18 protein-coding genes are annotated in these 22,899 nt (G+C 71.8%); 12 read left to right on the top strand and 6 right to left on the bottom strand.

Features of this window, described 5'->3' with window-relative positions:
• Positions 1–15: 15 nt before the first annotated feature.
• The 5 genes from D9598_RS01120 (at position 16) to D9598_RS01100 (ending at position 6,088) form a co-directional block, all read left to right on the top strand.
• Positions 16–1,041, top strand: a complete 1,026-nt coding sequence (locus tag D9598_RS01120; protein WP_232476792.1) for an RluA family pseudouridine synthase — start codon at positions 16–18, stop codon at positions 1,039–1,041.
• A gap of 243 nt (positions 1,042–1,284) precedes the next feature.
• A complete protein-coding gene (gene rpoH, locus D9598_RS01115; RefSeq protein WP_198364554.1) occupies positions 1,285–2,175 on the top strand; it encodes an RNA polymerase sigma factor RpoH in 891 nt (296 codons plus the stop codon).
• A gap of 151 nt (positions 2,176–2,326) precedes the next feature.
• Positions 2,327–3,073 carry a gluconate 2-dehydrogenase subunit 3 family protein gene (locus D9598_RS01110; RefSeq protein WP_198364553.1) on the top strand — a complete coding sequence of 249 codons (747 nt, stop codon included), beginning with the start codon at positions 2,327–2,329 and terminating at the stop codon, positions 3,071–3,073.
• 4 nt (positions 3,074–3,077) lie between these two features.
• On the top strand, positions 3,078–4,844 hold the full coding sequence (locus D9598_RS01105; RefSeq protein WP_198364552.1) for a GMC family oxidoreductase: 1,767 nt from the start codon (positions 3,078–3,080) through the stop codon (positions 4,842–4,844).
• Between the two features lie 2 nt (positions 4,845–4,846).
• Positions 4,847–6,088 (top strand): cytochrome c, encoded by a 1,242-nt coding sequence (locus tag D9598_RS01100; RefSeq protein WP_232476791.1) that lies wholly within the window; start codon positions 4,847–4,849, stop codon positions 6,086–6,088.
• 19 nt (positions 6,089–6,107) lie between these two features.
• On the opposite strand, the gene D9598_RS01095 is transcribed toward D9598_RS01100, so the two are convergent.
• From D9598_RS01095 to D9598_RS01085, 3 genes are all read right to left on the bottom strand, one after another.
• Positions 6,108–6,821, bottom strand: a complete 714-nt coding sequence (locus D9598_RS01095) for a calcium-binding protein (protein ID WP_198364550.1) — start codon at positions 6,819–6,821, stop codon at positions 6,108–6,110.
• Between the two features lie 197 nt (positions 6,822–7,018).
• Positions 7,019–8,308, bottom strand: a complete 1,290-nt coding sequence (locus tag D9598_RS01090) for an adenylosuccinate synthase (protein ID WP_198364549.1) — start codon at positions 8,306–8,308, stop codon at positions 7,019–7,021.
• Positions 8,309–8,310: 2 nt separating this feature from the next.
• Positions 8,311–9,456 (bottom strand): ATP phosphoribosyltransferase regulatory subunit, encoded by a 1,146-nt coding sequence (locus D9598_RS01085; RefSeq protein ID WP_198364548.1) that lies wholly within the window; start codon positions 9,454–9,456, stop codon positions 8,311–8,313.
• Positions 9,457–9,719: 263 nt separating this feature from the next.
• Here D9598_RS01085 and D9598_RS01080 point away from each other — a divergent pair, with 263 nt between their 5' ends.
• The 6 genes from D9598_RS01080 to D9598_RS01055 all read left to right on the top strand — a co-directional run bounded on the left by D9598_RS01080 (position 9,720) and on the right by D9598_RS01055 (position 19,411).
• Positions 9,720–10,274: a hypothetical protein gene (locus D9598_RS01080; RefSeq protein WP_198364547.1), complete on the top strand. Its 555-nt coding sequence runs from the start codon at positions 9,720–9,722 to the stop codon at positions 10,272–10,274.
• Positions 10,275–10,376: 102 nt separating this feature from the next.
• Positions 10,377–13,814: a DUF2126 domain-containing protein gene (locus D9598_RS01075; protein WP_198364546.1), complete on the top strand. Its 3,438-nt coding sequence runs from the start codon at positions 10,377–10,379 to the stop codon at positions 13,812–13,814.
• A 13-nt stretch (positions 13,815–13,827) separates the two neighbouring features.
• Positions 13,828–16,350, top strand: a complete 2,523-nt coding sequence (locus D9598_RS01070) for a circularly permuted type 2 ATP-grasp protein (RefSeq protein WP_198364545.1) — start codon at positions 13,828–13,830, stop codon at positions 16,348–16,350.
• On the top strand, positions 16,347–17,237 hold the full coding sequence (locus tag D9598_RS01065; RefSeq protein ID WP_198364544.1) for a transglutaminase family protein: 891 nt from the start codon (positions 16,347–16,349) through the stop codon (positions 17,235–17,237). The genes D9598_RS01070 and D9598_RS01065 overlap by 4 nt, the downstream gene beginning before the upstream one ends.
• 153 nt (positions 17,238–17,390) lie before the next feature.
• Entirely contained in the window at positions 17,391–18,545 is a 1,155-nt protein-coding gene (locus D9598_RS01060; protein ID WP_198364543.1) for an OpgC family protein, read from the top strand.
• Positions 18,545–19,411, top strand: a complete 867-nt coding sequence (locus D9598_RS01055; protein ID WP_198364542.1) for an SGNH/GDSL hydrolase family protein — start codon at positions 18,545–18,547, stop codon at positions 19,409–19,411. The genes D9598_RS01060 and D9598_RS01055 overlap by 1 nt, the downstream gene beginning before the upstream one ends.
• On the opposite strand, the gene D9598_RS01050 is transcribed toward D9598_RS01055, so the two are convergent.
• A complete protein-coding gene (locus D9598_RS01050) occupies positions 19,390–20,598 on the bottom strand; it encodes a Zn-dependent hydrolase (protein ID WP_198364541.1) in 1,209 nt (402 codons plus the stop codon). The two genes, D9598_RS01055 and D9598_RS01050, sit on opposite strands and share 22 nt — an antisense overlap.
• 116 nt (positions 20,599–20,714) lie before the next feature.
• Here D9598_RS01050 and D9598_RS01045 point away from each other — a divergent pair, with 116 nt between their 5' ends.
• Positions 20,715–21,095 carry a RidA family protein gene (locus D9598_RS01045; RefSeq protein ID WP_198364540.1) on the top strand — a complete coding sequence of 127 codons (381 nt, stop codon included), beginning with the start codon at positions 20,715–20,717 and terminating at the stop codon, positions 21,093–21,095.
• A 40-nt stretch (positions 21,096–21,135) separates the two neighbouring features.
• On the opposite strand, the gene D9598_RS01040 is transcribed toward D9598_RS01045, so the two are convergent.
• Both D9598_RS01040 and D9598_RS01035 read right to left on the bottom strand, forming a co-directional pair.
• On the bottom strand, positions 21,136–21,921 hold the full coding sequence (locus D9598_RS01040) for an SDR family NAD(P)-dependent oxidoreductase (RefSeq protein WP_232476790.1): 786 nt from the start codon (positions 21,919–21,921) through the stop codon (positions 21,136–21,138).
• Positions 21,918–22,880, bottom strand: coding sequence for a 3-hydroxyacyl-CoA dehydrogenase family protein (locus D9598_RS01035; protein WP_198364539.1), 963 nt, complete (start codon positions 22,878–22,880; stop codon positions 21,918–21,920). Before D9598_RS01035 ends, D9598_RS01040 begins: the two co-directional genes overlap by 4 nt.
• Between the last annotated feature and the right edge of the window lie 19 nt (positions 22,881–22,899).

Below are 22,899 nucleotides of genomic sequence, written 5' to 3'. Positions count from 1 at the left end.
ACCCCAACCAGTATCTTGAGCCAGCGCACCGATCCTCCTCCCAACACCACGGACCCCGCCGGCAGCACGCCGGAGGGCCCCTTCCCCGTCATCGCCACGGCGGAGGATGCGGGGCTCCGCCTCGACCGCTTCCTGGCGGGCGCGATAGGCGCCGTCTCGCGCTCGCGCGTCAAGGCGCTGATCGAGGGCGGGCACGTGACGCGGGACGGCGCCCCGGTCGACAATCCCTCCGAGGCCGTGCGGCCGGGGGCGCGCTACCTGGTGGCGCCGCCGCCCGCCGCGCCGGCGGTGCCGGAAGCCCAGGCGATCCCGCTGACCATTCTCTTCGAGGACCGTCACCTGATCGTGCTGGACAAGCCCGCCGGGCTGGTCGTCCATCCGGCACCGGGCAATCAGGACGGCACGCTGGTCAACGCCCTGCTCGCCCATGCCGGGGAGGAGCTGACCGGCATCGGCGGCGAGCGGCGGCCGGGCATCGTCCACCGGCTGGACAAGGACACCTCCGGCGTCATGGTGGTTGCGAAGACCGAACGGGCGCACCAGATCCTGTCCGAGGCCTTCGCCAGTCGCGACCTGGAGCGGTCCTACCTGGCCCTGGCCTGGGGCGTGCCCGCCGTGCCGCGCGGCGAGGTGGAGGCTTCCGTCGGCCGTCACCCCATGGACCGCAAGCGGATGGCGGTGGTCACGCGCGGCGGCAAGACCGCCCTGACGCGCTACCAGACCGAACGGGCCTGGGGCACCGGCTGTTCCCTCCTGCGCTGTCGCCTGGCGACGGGGCGGACGCATCAGATTCGCGTGCATCTGTCGCATATCGGGCATCCCCTTGTCGGGGACCCGGTCTATCTCCGCCGGCTCCCGGCCGCCGCGCGGGCGGTGCCGCAGCCGGCGCGGGACGCGCTGCTGGCCTTTCCGCGTCAGGCCCTGCATGCGGAAACGCTGGGATTCCAGCATCCTGTGACGGGCGAGACGCTGCGCTTCTCCGCCCCGCTCCCGCCCGACATGGCGGCGCTGATCACGTTGCTGGACGGTAACCCGGAGTAACCCGACTATTACAGTCGGGATTTCCTTGCGCAACTCTTCGCAGCGCGGTAGCGTTCATCTGTCGCCAACGCCGGGTGCCATCGCCATGGCGCGGCCGCCGAACCTGTCTGGCCCGTGACGCCAGGCGGGAGGGCGCGTCAGGGCCCGAGCGGAGGACGACCCGGACCGCACGCCGACCGTGCGGGACATTCCGGGGGTTCGCTGTCACAGGGGCTCCCGGCCGGTGCAGGAGGCAAAGCAGTTATGGCTTCCACGACTTCTTCGATGTTGACCATGGCCCCCGAGGGCAATCTCTCCCGCTATCTGCAGGAGATCCGCAAGTTCCCGATGCTCTCCCCCGAGGAGGAGTTTCGCCTTGCCAAGAAGTGGAAGGACGAAGGCGACCAGCAGGCCGCCCACCGCCTTGTCACGTCGCATCTCCGCCTCGTCGCCAAGATCGCCATGGGCTATCGCGGCTATGGCCTGCCCGTGGGCGAGCTGATCAGCGAAGGCAATGTCGGCATGATGCAGGCGGTCCGCCGCTTCGATCCCGACCGTGGCTTCCGTCTGGCCACCTACGCCATGTGGTGGATCCGCGCCGCGATCCAAGAGTACATCCTGCATTCTTGGTCGCTCGTGAAGATGGGCACCACGGCCGCGCAGAAGAAGCTGTTCTTCAACCTGCGCCGGCTGAAGGGACAGATGGCCGCGCTCGAGGAGGGCGATCTCAAGCCCGAGCAGGTGGAGAAGATCGCGCACACGCTCCAGGTTCCGGAGCAGGACGTGATCTCGATGAACCGCCGCCTCGCCTCGCCGGACAATTCGCTGAACGCGCCCGTCCGCGCCGACAGCGAGGGCGAGTGGCAGGACTGGCTGGTCGATGACAGCGAGAGCCAGGAAACCGAGATCGCCGAGCGGCAGGACATGTCCAACCGCCGCCAGCTTCTGGGCGAGGCGCTGAAGACGCTGAACGAGCGCGAGCGCCACATCCTGATCGAGCGGCGGCTGAAGGACGAGCCGACGACGCTCGAGGAGCTTTCGCAGCAGTACAGCATCAGCCGCGAACGCGTGCGCCAGATCGAGGTGCGGGCCTTCGAGAAGCTGCAGAAGAGCATGAAGACGCAAATCATGGAGCGGCGCCTGGCGGTGGACTGACCGCCCGTCCCTTCCGACGCTGCACGGGGGCGCGGCCGGCTGGCCGCGCCTTTTCCGTTTTCACCGGAATGCGAGAATCATGGCCACCTTGTAGCGCAACGGCTTACCTCAACTTGGTATTCCGGTAGCAGCCCCTGCCCAAGGTGCCGCCATGACCGCCCTGCTTCCGTCGCCCGGGAGGCGACGCTTTCTCCTCGCCTCCGCCGCGCTGCTTCTGGGCGCCTCCGGCGGCGCCCTCGGCCGCAGCATCCAGGGTGGCCTGCCCTGGACCCCTTTCGCCGCGGATCCGCCCCGCCCCTTCCGCCCCGGCCCCTGGCAGTACTTCACCCTGGAGGAGGCGCAGGCCGTGGAAGCGGCGGTGGAGCGGCTCATCCCGCGCGACGAGTTCAGCATGAGCGGCAAGGAGGCGGGCTGCGCCGAGTTCATCGACCGTCAGCTCGCCGGTCCCTATGGCCGTGCCGAGCGCGCCTATATGCGCGCGCCGTTCCAGGCCGGAACGCCGGAACAGGGCTTCCAGCAGAACACCACCCCCGCGATGACCTATCGCCGCGGCCTGGCGTCGCTCGACACCCATTGCCGCGAACGACTGGGCGGCCGTGGCTTCGCCGAATTGCCGCCGGAGGAGCGCGACCGTCTCCTCGCCGCCATGGAGAAGGGCGAGGCCGGCCTCAGGGGTGTGGACGAGAAGCTCTTCTTCGACCAGCTTCTCGGCAACACCATGGAGGGCTTCTTCGCCGACCCGATCCATGGCGGCAACCGCGACATGGTGAGCTGGAAGATGCTGGGCTTTCCCGGCACCCGCTACGACTTCCGCGACTTCGTCGATCGGCACAATCAGAAGCTCGACCTGCCGCCCGTCAGCATCGCCGGCCGCGCCGGCTGGATCCGGGAAGGCTGAGGCGGTGGCGCGCCTGCTTCCCCGCCGGGATGTCGTGGTGGTCGGGCTTGGCTGGTCCGGCTCCATCATCGCCAATGAGCTGACCGAGGAAGGGCTGGACGTGGTGGCGCTGGAACGCGGCCCCTGGCGCGACACGGCGGCGGATTTCAACATCGGGGTGGCGCCGGACGAGCTGCGTTTCGCCCGCCGCCGCGAGCTGATGGTCTCCCCCGCCCAGGTCACGGTCACCACCCGCAACAACGCCAGCCAGACCGCGCTGCCGATGCGCGAATGGGGCAGCTTCCATCCCGGCAACGGGGTGGGCGGCGCGGGCATCCACTGGGCCGGCATCACCTATCGCTTCCATCCCACGGATTTCCGCCTGCGCAGCCACCTGACGGAACGCTACGGGGCCGCCGCCATCCCGGAGGAGCTTTCGGTGCAGGACTGGGGCACCGACTGGGAGGAGATGGAGCCCTTCTACGACAGGTTCGACTATCTGGCCGGCATCTCCGGCAAGGCGGGCAACATCCAGGGCCGCATCGAGGAGGGGGGCAACCCCTTCGAGGGGCCGCGCGCGCGGGACTATCCCCTGCCCCCGATGCGCCAGCCCTACGGCCCGACGCTGTTCGCCGAGGCGGCGCGCGGCCTGGGCTACCATGTCTTCCCCGCGCCCTCGGCGCTGCTCTCGCAGGGCTATGTGAACACGCTCGGGGTCGCCATGGGGCCCTGCACCTATTGCGGCTTCTGCACCAACTACGGCTGCGCCAACTATTCCAAGGCCAGCGCCCAGACCGCCGTGCTGCCCGTGCTGATGCGCAAGCCGAACTTCGAGCTCCGCACGCTCTGTGAGGTGCTGCGCCTGCGTCTCGACCCCAGCCGCCGACAGGTGCGGAGCGTCATCTACCTCGACAGCGACGGAGAGGAATGGGAGCAGCCCGCCGACCTCGTCGTCGTCACCGCCTTCACGCTCGACAATGTGCGGCTGATGCTGCTCTCCGGCGTGGGCGAGACCTACGACCCGCGCACGCGGCGGGGCACCATCGGGCGCAACTTCTCGTACCAGATGGGCAATGGCGCGCAGTGCTACTTCGAGGACAAGGTGTTCAACACCTTCATCGGCGGCGGCGCCATCGGCATGGCCATCGACGACCTGAACAACGACAACTTCGACCATGGGGGGCTCGGCTTCTTCGGCGGCGGCAGCGTGCGCTGCATCCCGGTCGGCGCCACGCCCATCGCGCAGCGGCCGGTGCCGCCGGGCACGCCGCGCTGGGGCTCGGCCTGGAAGCGGGCGACGGTGAAGTACTACCAGGCCAACCTGAACGTCAGCGCCGAGTCCAGCTCCTATTCCAGCCCGGCCAACCACCTCGATCTCGACCCGACCTATACCGACAGGCTGGGCCGCCCCCTTCTGCGCATCACCTTCGACTTCCCGGAGAACGACCGGCGCATGTCGCGCTACGTCACCGTGCGGGCGGCGGAGATCGGCCGCGCCATGGGCGCCAGCCAGGTGGTGGAGACGGTGCGCGACGGGCACTGGTCCAGCGTGCCCTACCAGTCGACCCATGTGGTGGGCGGCATGATCATGGGCGCCGATCCGACGACCAGCGCGGTCAACAAGTACCTGCAGAGCTGGGACGTGCCGAACCTCTTCGTCGTCGGCGCCTCGGCCTTCCCGCAGAACTCCGGCTACAATCCGACCGGCACGGTGGGCGCCCTGGCCTTCAAGGCCGCCGATGCCATCCGGACGCGCTATCTCGCGGCCCCGGGACCGCTGGTGCCGGCATGAGGATGAACGCCTCCGCCCGGCGCCTCGCCGGACTCGCCTTCGGCCTGATCCTCGGCCTGGCCGGCACGGCCGCCGCGCAGATGCCCTCCTTCGAGCGCATCGAGCGTGGCCGCGACCTGGCGGCGCAGGGCGACTGCACCGGCTGCCACACGCTGCGGGGCGGCCCGCCCTTCGCCGGCGGCGTGGCACTGCAGACGCCCTTCGGCACGCTGGTCGCGCCCAACATCACCCCCGATCGCGAGACCGGCATCGGCGCCTGGAGCGAGGAGGAGTTCCTCCGCTCCATGCATGAGGGCATCGCCGCCGGCGGCAAGCGGCTCTACCCGGCCATGCCCTACACCGCCTACACCAGGATGTCGGAGCGCGACGTGCGCGACATCTGGGCCTATCTGCGCACGGTCGAGCCGGTGCGGAACGCGATCGAACCCAATCAGCTTCCCTTTCCGTTCAACATCCGCGCGGTGATGTGGGTGTGGAACACGCTGAACTTCTCGCCCGGCCGCTTCCGGCCCGACCCGAACCGGTCCGAGCAGTGGAATCGCGGCGCCTATCTGGTGGAGGGCGCCGGTCATTGTGGCACCTGCCACACGCCGAAGACCTTCCTGGGCGCCGACAGGTCGGACGAGGCGCTGCGCGGCGCGGTGCTGCAGGGCTGGTACGCGCCGCCGATCACCGGCAACCCCTGGCAGGGCCTGGGCGGCTGGAGCGCGGAGGAGATCGTGCAGTACCTCCGCACCGGCGCCAACCGCCACGCCATGGCCTCGGGCCCGATGGCGGAGGTGGTAGAGAACTCCACCATGCACATGAGGGAGGAGGATCTGCGCGCCATCGCGGCCTATCTGCGCGAGGTGCCCGACCCCGCCGCCAAGCCCGCGCCGCTGGCGGCGGAGGACCCACGCCTGCGCACCGGCGGCGCCATCTACGCCGACACCTGCTCCGCCTGCCATGTCAGTCAGGGCCAGGGCGTGACCATGCTCTTCCCGCGGCTGGCCGGCAGCGCCCATGTGCAGGCGCCCGATCCGACCAGCCTGATCCGGATGGTGGTCGAGGGCTCCCGCCCCGTGGCGACGCCGGGCGCGCCGACGGCGCCGGCCATGCCCTCCCTGGGCTGGCGGCTGAGCGACCGGCAGGTGGCGGATGTGCTGAGCTACATTCGCAACAGCTGGGGCAATGCCGCCCCGCCGGTGACGCCCGAGCAGGTGCGCCGGACGCGGGAGGGCCTGCGGTCGGCGGCGGGCGGCTGAGGGAGCGCGCCCGCGCCCGTCAGGCGAAGAGGATGTCCCCCGCCTGCAGGGCGGCGACACCGTACAGATGGATCCCGGCGGGCTCGTAGACGGCGGTGAAGTCGAGGGACAGCCCCCAGGGCTGCGGCGTCACCGCCACCGCCGCCTCACTCAGCCCATAGCCGCGCAGGTCGATGCGATCCTCGCCGGGCTGGAAGTCCATGATGGTGTCGATGCCGCCATTGGCATCCGCCGCTTCCTCGCTGAAGCTGCTGTAGGCATAGACGAAGATGTCGCCGCCGGCGCCGCCCCAGAGCCGGTCGGCGCCGCTGCCGCTGCCGATGAGGTCGTTCCCCTCGCCGCCCAGGATGATGTCGTCGCCGCTGCCGCCGCGAAGCTGGTCGTCGCCGCTGCCGCCCAGGAGGAAATCGGCCCCGCCGCCGCCCAGGATGACGTCCTGGCCCGGACCTCCATCGAGGTGGTCGCCCAGGTCCCGCGCGGCGAAGGCGTCCACGGCCCCGGCGCTTGGCCCGGCCGGGCCATAGCCATGGATCAGGTCGTCGCCCGCGCCGCCGGACACCCTGTCACGCCCGTAGCCGGCATGGATGGTATCGGCGCCGTGGCCCGCGATGATGACATTGTCGCCCGGCGGAGCGTTCGGATCGGCGTCGCCGTCACCGAGGATGGTGTCCCCCTCCCGGTGCCAGAACAGGTTGATGACGTCGTTCCCCAGGGTGCCGCGATAGATCGCCATACGGGCCTCATGCAGTTTCGCCTCCCCCCGAATGGGGAAGGGCCCGGCATGGGGCGACAGAATCTCACAAATCGGGAATGACATGGGCGTGTCCTCCGGAGATTGTCAGAATCTCCGGAGGTGCTTTTTCATTCCGATATTGAGATGTTCCGCTGGCGGGATTCCGGACGGAGGCTCTTTCCCGGCCGGCCTCCGCCCTAGCCCGCGAAGGGGTCGCTCACCAGGATGGTGTCGTCGCGCTCCGGCGAGGTGGAGAGCAGCGTCACCGGCGCCTCCACCAGCTCCTCGATGCGCTTGACGTACTTGATGGCGGTGGCCGGCAGTTCCGCCCAGGAGCGCGCCCCCATGGTGGACTGGCTCCAGCCTTCCAGCACCTCGTAGATCGGCTTCGCCTTGGCCTGGGCGCCGAGCGCGGCCGGCAGGCGCTTCACCACCTCGCCGTCGATGTCATAGCCGGTGCAGATCTTCAGCTCCGTCAGGCCGTCGAGCACGTCGAGCTTGGTCAGCGCCAGGCCCTGCACGCCGCCGACCTTGACCGCCTGCCGCACCAGGCAGGCATCGAACCAGCCGCAGCGGCGCGGCCGGCCGGTGACGGTGCCGAACTCGCGGCCCCGCTCGCCCAGGCGCTTGCCAACGTCGTCGAACAGCTCGGTCGGGAACGGGCCCGAGCCGACACGGGTGGTATAGGCCTTGGCGATGCCCAGCACCGTGCCGATGCCGTGCGGCCCGATGCCGGACCCCGCGGCGGCATTGCCGGCAACCGTGTTGGAGGAGGTGACGAAGGGATAGGTGCCGTGATCGACGTCCAGCATCACCGCCTGCGCGCCCTCGAACAGCACGCGCTTGTTGGCATGGCGCGCCCCGTCCAGCCGCTCCCACACCGCCTCGGCATAGGGCAGCAGCTTCGGCGCCAGCGCCACCAGCCCATCCAGCAGCGCCTGCTTCTCGAAGGTGGCCGCGCCCAGACCCTTCAGCAGCGTGTTGTGGTGCAGCAGCAGCTCGTCGAGCTTGGCCGAGAGCGTCTCCGGCTCGGCCAGGTCGCAGAGGCGGATGGCGCGGCGCGCCACCTTGTCCTCATAGGCGGGACCGATGCCCCGCCCGGTGGTGCCGATCTTGGCCTCGCCGCGGGCCTCCTCGCGCGCCTTGTCGATGGCGGGGTGCAGCGGCAGGATCAGCGGCACGTTCTCGGCAATGCGCAGGTTGTGCGGGCCGACATCGAGGCCCTGGCCGCGCACCCTGGAGATCTCGGAGAGCAGCGCCTCCGGGTCCAGCACCACGCCATTGCCGATGATGCCCAGCTTGCCGCGCACCACGCCCGAGGGCAGCAACGAGAGCTTGTAGGTCTGGTTGCCGACGACCAGGGTATGGCCGGCATTGTGGCCGCCCTGGAAACGCACGACGATATCGGCCCGGCTGGCCAGCCAGTCGACGACCTTGCCCTTGCCCTCGTCACCCCACTGGGCGCCGATAATGGCGACATTGGCCATGGCTACGCGTTCTCCTCGATCGGCGCGGCGCTGCCGCCGCGCAGGATGTGGCCGCAGCGCAGACGTTGCGGCGTGTCGGCGGCCGACAGCGCCGCCACCGTGATGAAACCTTGGGTCCGGAGCCGCGCCGCCGCAACCGGATCGGCGCCGAGCGGCAGGAAGACGCGCGGCGGCGGCGGAGCGGCCGGGGCCGCGCGGCGCACCGCGTCGGGATAGAGGGTCAGGCCGGTCGCCGGCTCCTCGCCGCTGCGGTAGCGGCCGCCGCGCGCCAGCTCGCCGGTGCGGCCCGGGCCGTAGAGGGTGAAGGCGACGCCGACATGGTAGCGCAGCCCGCGGAACTCGACCGGATCGAGGGTGATGCGCAGCCCCGGCGCGCGGGCGCGGATGGCGGTGACGATGGCGGCGGCATTGTCGGCGATGGCGCGGGCGGCGGGCGGCAGCTCGGCATCGGCCAGGGCCTGGAGCGCGCGGTCGGCCGGGCCGGCCGCGGTCAGCAGCGCGGTCAGGCCATTGGCCGGCGGCCCCGCGATGGCGGCCAGCTCGGTGACGGCAGCGGCGTCCTTGCGGTCCAGCGCCCGGGCCAGGCGGCGGCGCGCCTCGCCCTCCACCCCGGCGGCGTCCAGCAGGGCGGGCGCCATGGTGGGCAGGGTGATGTCGAGGCTGGGCGCGGCGATGCCGATGGCGGCCAGCGCCTCGACGCCGAGCAGCGCCACCTCGGCATCGGCCTCGGCGCTGTCGGCGCCGATCAGCTCGATCCCCGCCTGCGGGATCTGCCGCTCCGGCGCGAGCTGGCTGCCGCTGACCCGCAGCGCCTGCCCGGAATAGGAGAGCCGCAGCGGCCGGGGCACGTCGCCCAGCCGGGTGGCGGCGATGCGCGCCACCTGCGGCGTGATGTCGGCGCGCAGCCCCATCATGCGGTGGCTCGCCGGGTCCATCAGCCGGAAGGTCTGCTCGGCCATCGCGGCGCCGGATCCGGCCAGGAGGGAATCCTCGAACTCCAGCAGAGGCGGCTTCACCCGCTCGTAGCCATGGCCGGCGAAGACCGCGAGCATCGCCTCCACCAGCGTGGCCTCCTGCGCCGCCTCGGGGGGCAGCAGGTCGTTCAGGCCGGAGGGCAGCAGAGCGGGGTTGGGCGGGTCTTCGGTCATGGGTCCTGGGCCGGATGCACCGTGGGTCCGTGAGGGTCTGCGCGAGGTGCCGCATCCGGGGCGCGGAGCACGGCGGCCGGAGCGGCTGCCCGGCTTTAGCACCGCGCCGCGCGGGCGGCACGCCGCAATGCACGGGCGGCGGCTGTGTGGCAGCGGCGGGCGCGCCGGGCAAGGGCGGATCGCGCAGGGAAGCACCGCAGCCGGCGCGGGCGGTCACGCAAGCATGGTTGGGATCGGAGGGTGGAAAGGCCTATCCTGCGGGCATGAAGCGCCGCGCCCTGCTCTCCGCCCTTCCCCTGGCCTTTCCCCTGGCCCTGCTCGCCGCCTGCGCCGACGACGCGGCGCGGAGCCACCTCTGGGGCTTCGGCGACCCGGTCCGCGGCGCCGCGCTCAATGCGCCGCGGCAGTTCGGCGACCTCTCGCGTTGGCAGGGCCAGCCGGACCAGGCGGCGCTGGCCCTGGTGCAGATCGAGTTCCTGGCCCAGGCGCTGGCGACCGACCCCTTCTACACCGCCCAGGTCTCCCCCACCGTCGTGATCCAGCTCCAACAGGCGCGGGACCAGGCGCGCGATCACCTCGGCATCCGACGCGACGCGGCGCCGGAGGCGGTGATGGCGGCGCTGCGGCAGGCCGCCGCTGCGGTGCGCGACGGCCGCATGGCCAGCGCCGAGGCCGCCCTCTCCGGCCCCGACTTCACCCTCGGCGGCGCCGCCACCCTGCGCCGCCTGTCCGCCCTGCCGCGCCTGCCGCGTGCCTCGGAGGCGGCAGGCGCGGTCAACGCGGAGTTGCGCCGCATGGACGGTTCGCCCCGCCGCTGAGCCGGAATCGGCGCGCCCGGGCGAATTCCGGAACAGGAACCGTTCCACCGCCGCCAAGGCCATGCCTATGCTGCATCGCAGGAAGTCCTGCCGGGAGCCTGCATGTCCATCCACGTCGCGCTGACCCATCGCACCAGCTACCGCTATGACCGTCCGGTCACGCTCGGGCCGCAGACCATCCGGCTGCGGCCCGCCCCGCACGCCCGAACGCCGATCCTCTCCTATGCGCTGACGATCGCGCCGAAGCCGCATTTCCTGAACTGGCAGCAGGACCCGCAGGGCAACTTCCTGGCCCGCGTGGTCTTCCCGGAGCCGGTGACGCATTTCGACGTGACGGTGGACCTCGTGGCCGACATGGCCACGATCAATCCCTTCGACTTCTTCCTCGAGCCCGAGGCCGAGACCTGGCCCTTCAGCTACGACCCGGTGCTGGAGCAGGAGCTGGCGCCGTTCCGCAGGGTCCCGGCGCCGGGGCCGCTGCTGCGGGCCCTGCTCGACGAGGTGCCGCGCGGCGAGCAGGGCACGGTCGGCCTGCTGATGGACCTGAACCGGCGCATCGGCGAGCGCGTCTCCTACATCGTCCGCATGGAGCCTGGCGTCTGGGAGGCGGAGGAGACGCTCGGCAACGGCAAGGGCTCCTGCCGCGACAGCGCCTGGCTCCTGGTGCAGCTGCTGCGCAACCTCGGCTTCGCGGCCCGCTTCGTCTCCGGCTACCTGATCCAGCTCGTCGCCGACCAGAAGCCGCTGGAGGGGCCGGAAGGCCCCGCCGCCGATTTCACCGACCTGCACGCCTGGGCCGAGGTCTACCTGCCCGGCGCCGGCTGGGTCGGGCTCGATGCCACCTCGGGGCTGATGGCCGGCGAGGGCCACATCCCGCTGGCCGCGACGCCGGAGCCGCAATCCGCCGCGCCGATCAGCGGCCTGATGACCAAGGCGGAGGTCAGCTTCGACTTCGCCATGGAGGTGGCCCGGGTGCGCGAGACGCCGCGCGTCACCAAGCCCTATTCCGATGCGACCTGGCAGGCGATCCTGCAGGCCGGCGAGACGGTGGACGCGCAGCTGCAGCGGGGCGGCATCCGCCTCACCATGGGGGGCGAGCCGACCTTCGTCTCCGCCTCCGACCAGGAGGGGGAGGAGTGGAACACCGCCGCCCTCGGCCCGACCAAGCGCCGGCTGGCCGGGCGGCTGCTCGACCGGCTGATGCCGCTCTGGGCGCCGGGCGGCGTGGTGCAATACGCCATGGGCAAGCACTACCCCGGCGAGCAGCTGCCGCGCTGGGCGCTGAACGCCTTCTGGCGCAAGGATGGCGAGCCGGTCTGGACCGACCCCGCCTGGCTCGCCGATGACGACCATGTGGACGACGCCACGGCGGCCGACGCGGCGGAGTTCGCCGCCGCCCTGGCGCTGCGCCTCGGCCTCGATCCGCGCCACGTGCATCCGGCGCATGAGGATATCCACTATCATCTCTGGAAGGAGAACCGGCTCCCGGCGAATGTCATCGCCGAGGATTCCAGGCTGCGGGACCCGCTGGAGCGCGCCCGGCTGGCGCGCGTCTTCGGCCAGGGGTTGGCGGCCAGCGTCGGCTCGGTGCTGCCGTTGCGCAGCCGCGCCGACGGCCGGGCCTGGGAGACAGGCCGCTGGTTCTTCCGCGAGGACGACCCGATCTTCCTGATCCCCGGCGACAGTCCGCTCGGCTTCCGCCTGCCGCTCGACAGCCTGCCCTGGGCCGATGCGGCCAGCATCCCGGCGCAGTTCGAGGTCGATCCCTTCGCGCCGCGCCAGGCCCTGCCGCCGGCGCAGTCCTTCCGACAGCGCGCCACGGAGGCAGGCGGCGTGCCGGTGCACGGCCAGGGGGTGCACGACACCGAGGCGGACCGCGTCAGCCACACCGGCATGGGCTTCGAGCGCGGCCCGCCGCCCGGCCCCCTGCCCTCCGCCGCCAGCCTGCGCCAGGGCCGCCCCACCCCGCTGCCGGGCGGCGTCCGCGCGCCCTACCCGGAGGCCCGCCCGCTGGCCGGCCGGCCGGAACCGGACCTGGTCCGCACCGCGCTCGCAGTCGAGGCGCGGGAGGGGCGGATGCATGTCTTCTTCCCGCCGCTCTACGCGCTGGAGGACTGGCTCGACCTCTGCGCCGCCATCGAGGACACCGCCGCCGCCCTGCGGCGCCGCGTCATCCTGGAGGGCTATGGCCCGCCCTCCGACCCGCGGCTCAACAGCTTCTCGGTCACCCCCGATCCCGGCGTGATCGAGGTGAACATCCACCCCTCGACAAGCTGGCCCGAACACGTCGCCCGCACCGAGCAGCTCTATGCTCTGGCGCGCGAGGAAGGGCTGGCGGCCGAGAAGTTCATGCTGGACGGCCGCCATGTCGGCACCGGCGGCGGCAACCATGTGGTGATGGGCGGCGAGACGGCGGCGGAGAGCCCCTTCCTGCGCCGGCCGGACCTGCTGAAGTCCCTGCTCGGCTTCTGGCACAACCATCCGAGCCTGAGCTTCCTCTTCTCCGGCCTGTTCATCGGTCCGACCAGCCAGCATCCCCGCATCGACGAGGCGCGGCAGGATTCGCTGAACGACCTCGAGATCGCCTTCCAGCAGATCAGGCCTTTCCAGCCGGTGCCGCCCTGGCTGACCGACCGGCTGTTCCGCAACATCCTGGCCGACATGACCGGCAACACGCACCGCACCGAGTTCTGCATCGACAAGATGTATTCACCGGATTCGAGCGCGGGGCGGCGCGGCCTGGTCGAGTTCCGCGCCTTCGAGATGCCGCCCGCCCCGCAGATGTCGGCCGCCCAGATGCTGTTGATGCGCGCCGCCGTGGCCGCCTTCTGGCAGCACCCCTATGAGCGGCGGCTGGTCCGCTGGGGCACCCGGCTGCACGACGACTTCATGCTGCCGCACTACGCCTGGCAGGACTTCGCCGATGCCATCGAGGAGTTGCGGGGCCTCGGCGCCCCCCTGGAGGCCGCCTGGTTCGACCCGCATTTCGCCTTCCGCTTCCCGCAGGTCGGCGAGGTCGCGCTGCATGGGGTCGGGCTGGAGCTGCGGCACGCCCTGGAGCCCTGGCACGTGCTGGGCGAGGAGAGCACCGGCTCCGGCACGGCGCGCTACGTGGACAGCAGCACGGAGCGCCTGCAGTTGCGCGCCACCGGCTTCGCCCCGGAGCGGTTCACGCTGGCGGTGAACGGCCGCGCCCTGCCCATGGCACCCACCGGCAGGGCGGGCGAGTTCGTCGCCGGGGTGCGCTTCAAGGCCTGGGCGCCGCCCTCGGCGCTGCATCCGGCGATCGGCGCGCAGACACCGCTGATCTTCGACCTCTGGGACAGCTGGACGGGCCGCTCCCTCGGCGGCTTCACCCACCATGTGGCGCATCCGGGCGGGCGCAACTACGAGCGCTTCCCGGTCAATGCCAACGAGGCCGAGGCCCGGCGCCGCGCCCGCTTCTTCCCCTTCGGCCACAGCCCCGGCACCAGCCCGGCCCCGGTGGTGATCGACTCGCCGGAGCTGCGCAGGACGCTCGACCTGCGGCGTTTCGCGTGATAGCGCCCGCAGGGTGAATGCCCTGCCGCCCTCGCCGGACGAGATGGTCGATGGCCATGGTCGTGTCCGCCCGCACTGGCGCGGCGTGCTCTCGGCCCTGGCCGACCTGCCCCAGGACCAGGCCGGAAACGGCCTGATCGAGGCGAGGCGGCGGCTGGACCGCGCCTCCGAGGATGAGGGCATCACCTCGATGCTGCCGGGCATCTCCGGCGAGGCGCCCGCCCGGTCCTGGCGGTGCGATCCGGTGCCGCTGCCGTTGCCCGCCGCCGAGTTCGACCGGCTGGCCGCCGGCCTGACCCAGCGGGCCCGCCTGCTGGAACTGGTACTGGCCGATCTCTACGGGCCGCAGCATCTGCTGGCCGAGGGCCTGGTGCCGCCGGGCCTGGTCTTCGCCAACGCCAATTTCCTGCGCCCCTGCCGCAGCGCCACGCATCCGCCGCGGCTGCCCCTGCTGCAATCCTATGCCGCCGACCTGGTGCGCGACGGCGCGGGCGGCTGGCAGGTGGTGGCGGACCGCACCAGCCGGGCCGCCGGCCTCGGCCACGCGCAGGAGAACCGGCGCATGCTGGGCCGGGTGCTGCCGCAGCTCTTCCGCGCCCAGCAGGTGCAGCCGTTGCAGCCCTTCTTCGACCGCTGGCAGGACGCGCTGCAACGCCTGGCCCCGTCGGGGCGGGAGAACGCCAATATCGCCCTGCTGACCCCCGGGGTCCGGCATCCGCTGTGGTTCGAGCATGTGCTGCTGGCGCGCGAGCTGTCCTGCGCCCTGGCCGAGCCGGGCGACCTCGCCCTGCGAGGCGGCAGCGTCTGCCTCAAGACCCTGAAGGGCCTGCAGCCGGTCGATGTCCTGCTGCGCCGCATGGATGGCCGCGACCTCGATCCGCTGGAATTCGGCGGCCACGCGCCGGGCGTTCCCGGGCTGATGGACGCCATGCGGCATGGCGCCGTGCGTGTCTTCAACGCCCCCGGCTGCGGCCTGGCCGAGGCGCCCGCGCTGGCCGCGCTGATGCCCGCCCTCTGCCGGCGGCTGCTCGGCGAACCGCTGCTGCTGCCCTCGGTCGAGACCCACTGGCTGATCGACGGCGAGGCCCGGGCGATGGTGCTGCGCGAGCCGGGCGAATGGGTGATCCGCTCGGCGCATGACGCCACCCGGCCCGGCCGCAACCCCGACCGGATGGAGCCCGCCGCGCGCGAGGCCCTGCTCGAGCGGATCGCCCGCCAGCCGCGGGACTTCGCCGCCTCGCGCGACGTGCAGCCCTCCCAGGCTCCGGTGGCCGAGGAGGGGCGGCTGGTGCCGCAGCCCGTCATGTTGCGCCTCTACCTGATCCAGGACGGGCAGGAGTGGCAGGTCATGCCGGGCGGGCTGGCCCGGGTGATGGCGCCGGGCGAGAGCCTTTCCGCGCCGCTGCCGGTGCGTGGCCTGGCCAAGGATGTCTGGGTGCTCAGCGAGGAGGGGGCGCAGATCCTCGGCCCCTCCGCCCTGCCGCACCCGCCGCTGGCGATCCGCCGCGCCACCGGCGACCTGCCCAGCCGGGTGGCCGACAACCTGTTCTGGCTCGGCCGCTATGTCGAGCGGATGGAGAGCGGCGCACGGCTGATGCGCGCCGCCCTGGCGCGGCTGGATCGCGGCCCCCTGCTGCCGCGCGAGATGGCCGAGCTGTCCGCCCTCGCCGCCATGCTGCGCCATGCCCGCCTCGTCCGGCCCGAGGACATGCCCAACGGCGCCGCCCCCGCCGCGCTGCAGCCGGCCCTGTGGCGCGCCCTGCAGAAGGGCGGCGCGCTGGGCAACCTGTTCGAGGAGATCAGCCGGCTGGTCGAGGCGGTGCGCGACCGCATGACGGGGGACATGCACAGCCTCTTCACCCTGCCGCTGCGCGCCGTCCAGGTCCAGGCGGCGGCGCAGCATCGCGGGCTGCAGGGGCTGGAGGAGGCGCTGGGCGGCGCGGTGCGCTATTCCGCCGGCGTTGCCGGGGTCGCCGCCGAGAACATGGTGCGGGCCGGCGGCTATGCCTTCCTCGACCTCGGCCGCCGCATCGAGCGGGCCCGCGGCATCGTCCTGCAGCTCGGCATCGCGCTCGACCAGCCGGCCGCGCGGGCCGAGACCGGCCTGCGGCTGGCGCTCGAGCTCTGCGATTCCGTCATCACCTACCGCAACCGCTACATGGGCGTGCTGCAGGCTGCCCCGGCGCTCGACCTGGTGCTGGCCGATCCGGGCAATCCGCGCGGCCTGGCCTTCCAGCTCCAGGCCATGCTGCATCTCGTGCAGGATCTGGGCGGCGAGCCGGAGGACAGCCTGCTGCCCCAGGTGCGCGCCCTGATGGCCGAGACCGAGGCCATGCCGCCCGCCATCCTGGCGGCGCGCGACGGCGCCGGCGCGGCCGTCGCCCTGGCGCCCCGGCTCGCCGCCATGGAGGGCGAGATCGCCGGCCTCTCCGACACCATCTACCGCCGCTACTTCGCCCTGCTGCCTCCCGCCCAGACGCTGGGGCCCGAGATGGCCGAGCCCGAGCCGGTCATGCAGTTCTGGGGCACCGCATGAACTGGCGCGTCCGGCACTCCACCCTCTACCGCTATACCGAGCCGGTGGATCTGGCGACGCAGCAGCTGCATCTCTCGCCGCGCCCGCTGCCGCACCAGCGCGTCCTCTGGGACAGCCTGGCCTGCACGCCGGAGCCGACGCGGATCTCCACCGCCACGGACCATTTCGGCAACCGCGTCACCTGGCTGTTCCTGGACCGGCCGCATACCCGCTTCGAGGTGGTGGCCGAATCCGAGGTGGCGGTGGAGTTCCCGCCCGCGCCCGCGGTGGCCGATACTCCCGCCTGGGAAGCGGTCGTCGAGGCGGCGGCCGGCGATGCCGAGGCGGCGGAGTTCACCTATCCGTCGCCCATGCTGCCGGAGCATGTGGGGGCGCGGGACTATGTCGCCCCCTCCTTCCCGCCCGGCCGGCCGGTGCTGGAGGGGCTGCTGGAGCTGAAGGCCCGCATCCGCCGCGAGTTCAGCTTCCGCGCCGGCGTGACCGGCATCTCGACGACGGTGACGCAGATCCTGGCGCAACGCGCAGGCGTCTGCCAGGACTTCACGCATCTGATGATCTGCGGCCTGCGCGGCCTCGGCCTGCCGGCGCGCTACGTCTCGGGCTATATCCGCACCTTCACGCCCCCCGGTCAGCAACGCCGGCTGGGATCGGACCAGTCGCATGCCTGGGTCGGCGCCTGGATGGGGCCGGGCCTGGGCTGGGTGGACCTTGACCCGACGAACGACCTGATCGTGCGGGACGAGCATGTCGTGCTCGGATGGGGCCGGGACTTCAGCGACATCTCGCCGCTCCGCGGCATCATCCTGGGCGGCGGGCGGCACAGCCTGGAGGTCGGCGTGGACCTGCTGCCGCCGGATGAGGCGGCCGCCCTGCTGGCCCGTTCCTGAACGTCCGGCAATCTTTCGTCACGATAACCCACCGCCGGTTGCGGCGTTGAAGGAACAGGCGCAGGCAACCGGCCCGCGGGCGGCCCCATGGGACCATCCCAGAGGGCGACCCGACCCGGCGGCGTTTCCGGCGGAAGGGCACGAGGATCAGGCATGGCGCCATTCGAGAGCGAGGGGGCGGGAGGCGGCGGCAGGCGCGACACCGCCGTCGATGTCTGGCGCGGCCTCGCCCTCGTCACGATCTTCGTCAACCATGTCTCCGGCAATGTCCTCGAGCAGTTCACGCACAAGAACTTCGGCTTCTCGGACGCCGCCGACCTGTTCGTGCTCTTCGCCGGCTATGCCGCCGCCGCGGCGTATTTCCGCAGGTACGCGGATGGCGACCGCCTCGGTGTGTCGATGGCGCTGATGAGCCGGTCGGTGAAACTCTACATCACCCACTTGGCGCTGGTGGTGCTGGGCGCTGCCGTGTTCTCCCTCGGGGTCATCCGCACCGGTGACGCCGGATTGTTCACGGTGATCGCGCTCGAGCCGCTGATCCTGGACCCGGCGACGGCCCTGGTCGCGGCCGTCACCCTGCGCTATCAGCCCGGCTTCCTGAACATCCTGCCGCTCTACTTCGTCCTGGTGGGCATCCTGCCGTTGCTGCTGGCGGTGGCGGCACGCAGCCTGTCCACCGCCGTCGGCCTGTCCGCCGCGCTCTATGTCGCGGCCGGGCTCACCGCCACCAACCTGCCCTCGGACCCGCTGCCCGGCGGCTGGTTCTTCAACCCGCTCTGCTGGCAGTTCCTTTTCGTGCTGGGCTTCGCGCTGGGCGAGCGCCGCAGCCGGCTCGGTCACGCCTTCCCGTATCACCGCCTGCTCTGGTACGCGGCGCTCGCCTATGTGGTCCTGGGGCTGGTGGCGATGCGCGGCACGGGGTTGCCGCAGCCCGGATGGCTCGCGCCGCTGCCCGACTTCCTCACGGTGCCGGAGAAGCAGTTTCAGACCCTGCCCCGGCTGCTGCACGTCCTGGCGCTGTGCTACGTCGTCGCGCATTCGCCGCTGCAGGGCTGGGCGCGGCGGGTGGCTTCCAACCATCCGCTGGCGCTGATGGGCCGCCATTCCCTGCCGGTCTTCTGCACCGGGCTGGTGGTCAGCATCACCGGGGTGGCGCTGCGGCAGACCGGCTTCGGCGGCATCGCCTTCGACCTCGCCTATGTGGGGGCCGGCGTGGTGGTGCAGGCCGCCGTGGCCTGGATGCTCAGCAAGGCGAAGCGGCGCGGGCCGAACCCCGCCGCGCTGCCGGCACGGATGCGGCCGGGCTGATGCGCCGCCCGTTCCCACCGCTGCTGCTGGGTCTGGCCCTGCTGGCCGTCCCGGCCGCCTCCCGCGCGCAGGTGCCGACCGAGACGCGCCCCGCCGGGCCGCCGCCGCGCCTATCCCCCGCGCCGGAACCGCCCGACCTCCCGAAAGTGCGCACCGATAACGTGCCCACGGCCTGCACCGTGCCGGACGAGTTGCGCGACCTCGCCTTCACCCTGCCGCGCCTGTCGATGCTGCTGCGCGAGAAGCAGCCGGTCCGCATCCTGGCCATCGGCTCCTCCTCCACCGCCGGGATCGGCGCCAGCGCGCCGCAGCGTGCCTATCCGCCGCGGCTGGAGACGGCGCTGAAGCGGCTGCTGCCCGGCGCCGACATCACCGTGCGCAACGACGGCATCGGCGGGGAGGTCGCCTCGACCACCCTGCTCCGCCTGCGCAGCGCCGTGGACAGCTGGGCCCCGGATGTCGTGATCTGGCAGCTCGGCACCAACGATGCCCTGCAAGGCATCACCGCCGAGGCCTTCTCCCGCGTCATGCGGGACGGGATCGGCTTCGTGCAGGAGCGCGGCCGGGATCTGCTGATCATCGACCCGCAGTTCTTCCCGAACATCCCGCAACAGGACCTCTACATGACCTTCGTGCAGAGCGTCGACCGGGTGGCGGTGGAGAGGCGCGCGCCGCTGATGCGGCGCTACGCCATCATGCGCTACTGGGCGGCCTTGCCGCAGCCGGTGCCGATGCTCTCGGAGGACGGCTTCCACATGAACGACCTCGGCTATCAGTGCATGGCCGAGGTGCTGGCCAGCGGCATGGCCCGGCTGGTGACACGCCCCGTCCGTGCCGAGGCGCGTCAGTTGGAACCGGCGAGGTAGCGCCGCGCGCCTTCCACCAGCACCGAGACGCCCATCGCCAGGTCCTCGTCCGAAGTGTTCTCGGCCCAGTGGTGGCTGATGCCGCCGATCGAGGGCACGAAGAGCATCGAGGCCGGCATCACCTTGGCGATGTACTGCGCGTCATGCCCGGCGCCGCTCGGCATGTCCTGCCACTTCCCGGGCGCCAGCGCCTCGGCCGCGCCCCGCAGGGCGCGCATGGTCGCCGGGTCGCAGAGCGCCGGGGTGGCCTGGGCGACAGCGACAAGCTCCGTCCGGCAGCGCTCGCGGCGGTTGCTCTCCTGCACCAGACGGCGCAGCCCCGCCTCCATCTCGCGCAGCCTGTCCATCGACACGTCGCGGAACTGGAACAGCACGTCGGCCTTGCCGGGAATGATGCTCGGCGCGCCGGGATCGAGGGTGATGCGGCCGGTGGTCCAGGTGCTGCGCTCGCCGCAGAAGCGCGGGAACTCGGCGTCGATGGCCGCCAGCAAGCGCACGGCGGTGAGCCCGGCATCGCGGCGCTCGGCCATGGTGGTGCCGCCCGCGTGGTCCTGCTGCCCCTCGATCACCAGGCGCCACTGCCAGATGGCGACGATGCCGGTGACGACGCCGATCTGCAGGCCCGCCTGCTCGAGCTGCGTGCCCTGCTCGATATGCATCTCGAAGAAGCCCTTGTAGCGGGCGGGATCGATCCGTGTCCGCGGCAGGCCCTCGAGGCCGGCGGCCTTCAGGGCCTCGCGCAGCGGGGTGCCGTCGGTGCGGTTGCGGCTGCGGTCGATCTCCTCCTCGGACAGTTCGCCGATGATCGAGCGGCTGCCCAGGAAGCCGCCCTCGAAATGCCCCTCCTCATCGGCGAAGGCGCAGACATCGACGGGCAAGCCGGCGCGCGCCATGGCCAGCGCACCGACCACGCCGAGCGCGCCGTCCAGCCAGCCGGCCTCGTTCTGGCTTTCGATATGGCTGCCGGCCAGCAGGTGCGGCCCCTCGCCCCGGTGGCGTCCGAAGACATTGCCGATGCCGTCGATCGAGGCCTCAAGGCCGACCTCCTCCATCTTCCGCATCAGCCAGCGGCGCGATTCCATGTCCTGCGGCGAGTAGGTCGGACGATGCACGCCGGTCCTGAAGGCGCCGATCTTGCGCAGCTCGTGGAGGTCGCGGAGGAAGGCCTGGCTATCGGCTTTGATCATCGTCATGGTCCGGCTGAAAAGGTGACATGGGCGCGGTTGCTGATGCGTCGCCGATCCTGCTTTGCAAGGCGCATGCCGGCAAGCCACCCTCCGGCATCGACCGAGGAGAATCCGCCATGCCCCGACACTATCCGCCCGCCGAGCCCGGCCGCATGCCGCCGCTGTCCATGGCGGTGCGCACCGGCAATCTGCTCTTCGTCTCGGGTGTCGGACCGCATGACGAGAACTTCCAGGTGGCGGCGGAGGATTTCGGCCTGCAGATGCGGGCGGTGCTGAACACGCTGGACAAGGTCCTGGCGGAGGCCGGCACCACGCGCGACCGCATCGTGAAGGTGAACGTCCTGCTGACGCGGGAGCGGGACATCCCGCTGATGAACAGCCTCTACGCCGAATGGCTCGGCGGCCCGCCCTGGCCGGCCCGCACCACCGCGGTCGTCACGGCCCTGCCCGTGCCGCAATTCCTGCTGGAGATCGAATGCGTGGCCGAGATCGGCTGAACGCCGCGCGGAGCCTGCCCTCCGCGCGGCCGCGCCCAGCCTAGCGCGATTCCAGCGTCAGCCCGCCATCCACCACCACGGTCTGCCCCGTCACCATCGCGGCGCCGGCCAGCAGGAAGCCGATCACCTCGGCCAGATCCTCCGGCTGGCAGCGACGCTTCAGCAACGCCTTGCTGGCCGAGGCGGCGCGGCGCTCCTCGGTCCATTCCACCATCCAGGAGGAGTCGACCGCGCCCGGCGCCACGGCATTGACCCGCACCTCCGGCGCCAGGCCGCGCGCCAGGTTCTTGGTCAGGCTGACGACGCCCGCCTTGGTGGCGCCATAGGCCATCGAGCTGCCGGGGCTGTCGAGCCCGGCGATGGAGGCGACATTGACGATGGCGCCACGCGCCGCCTTCAGGGCCGGGGCCGCCGCCTTGGCGCAGCGGAAGACGCCGAGCAGGTTGACCTGCAGCACGGTCTGCCACAGCTCCTCGGTGATGCGGTCGATCGCTGTCGGCGGGATCAGGCTGGTGGTGCCCGGCGTGCCGGCGTTGTTGACCAGGTAGTCGAGCCGGCCCCCGAGGTCGGCCACCGCCTGCTCCACCATGCGCGGCCCGTCCGTGGCGTCGCCGACATTGCCGGGCGCGGCGATCACGTCATGCCCGGCGGCCTTCAGCTCGGCCACCACCGCCGCGCCCCGCGCATCGTCGGCCAGATGGTTGATGGCGACGCGGGCGCCGCCACCGGCCAGCAGCTTCACGGTCGCGAGGCCGATGCCGGAGGCGCCGCCCGTGACGAGGGCGGTGCGGCCGGTGAGGTCGTAGCGGATCATGCGCTCGGTCATCCTTTCTTCGTGTCGGCGGCGAGGCCCGCCATGGGGCCGGTCTGGCGCAGGGCGCGCTTCAGGGAGAAGAGGCGGTTGTCGCGCTCGGCGAACAGCGCCTCGGGCGAGCCTTCCCAGTCATAGAAGCCGTGCCCGGACATGACGCCGGTGCGGCCCTCGGCCAGCAGCCGGTCGAGCGTCTCGCTATGCCCCTTCGGCTCCGGCGGCTGGTACATCCGGTTGGCCAGCGCATGGGCCGAGAGCGGCAGGCCGGTGAAGTCGCCCTTCGCCATCTGCCCCAGCAGCAGCAGGCGCAGCGCCAGGCCATGGATGATCGCCTCGTCGATCTCCTGCGGCGTGGCGTAGCCCTCGTCCATCAGCCGGTAGCATTCCAGGCTGAGCGCCGATTGCAGCCGGTTGGCGATGTAGCCCGGCAGGAAGCGGCGCATGACGAGCGGCACCTTGCCCATGGCGCGCAGCATCGCCGCCACCTCCTCGACCAGCGCCGGCGGGCACTGCTCGCTGCCCACCAGGTCAACGAGATCGACCAGATAGGGTGGCGTATACCAGTGCATGATGATGGCGCGCGGCAGGCGGGCGGGCGGCATCAGCGGGAAGACGTCGAGATAGGAGGTGTTGCTGGCCAGGATCGCGTCCTTCGGCATCAGCGCGTCGAGCTCGGCATAGAGCGCCCGCTTCGGCTCCGGCTTCTCGACGATGGCCTCGATGACCAGCTCGGCATCGGCCACCGTCTCGGCCAGGGCGCCATGCGTCGTCACCCGCTCGCGCAGCCCGGCCCCGGTCAGGCCCTGCGCCTCGCCCGCCGCCTCCAGCGTCGCCCGCGCCGTCTCCATGAGGCCCGGCGCGCGAGCCAGGGTCTCGGCATTGGTGTCGGTCAGCCTGACGCGGTGGCCGCCGATGGCGAAGACCAGGGCCAGGGCATGGCCCATCAGCCCGGCGCCGATGATCGCGATCTTCATGGAACTCAACCCTCCGGGT

The sequence above is a fragment of the Roseomonas sp. KE0001 genome (assembly GCF_016107285.1).
Lineage (GTDB): Bacteria > Pseudomonadota > Alphaproteobacteria > Acetobacterales > Acetobacteraceae > Pseudoroseomonas.
This window is presented reverse-complemented; position numbering and strand designations above follow the sequence as displayed.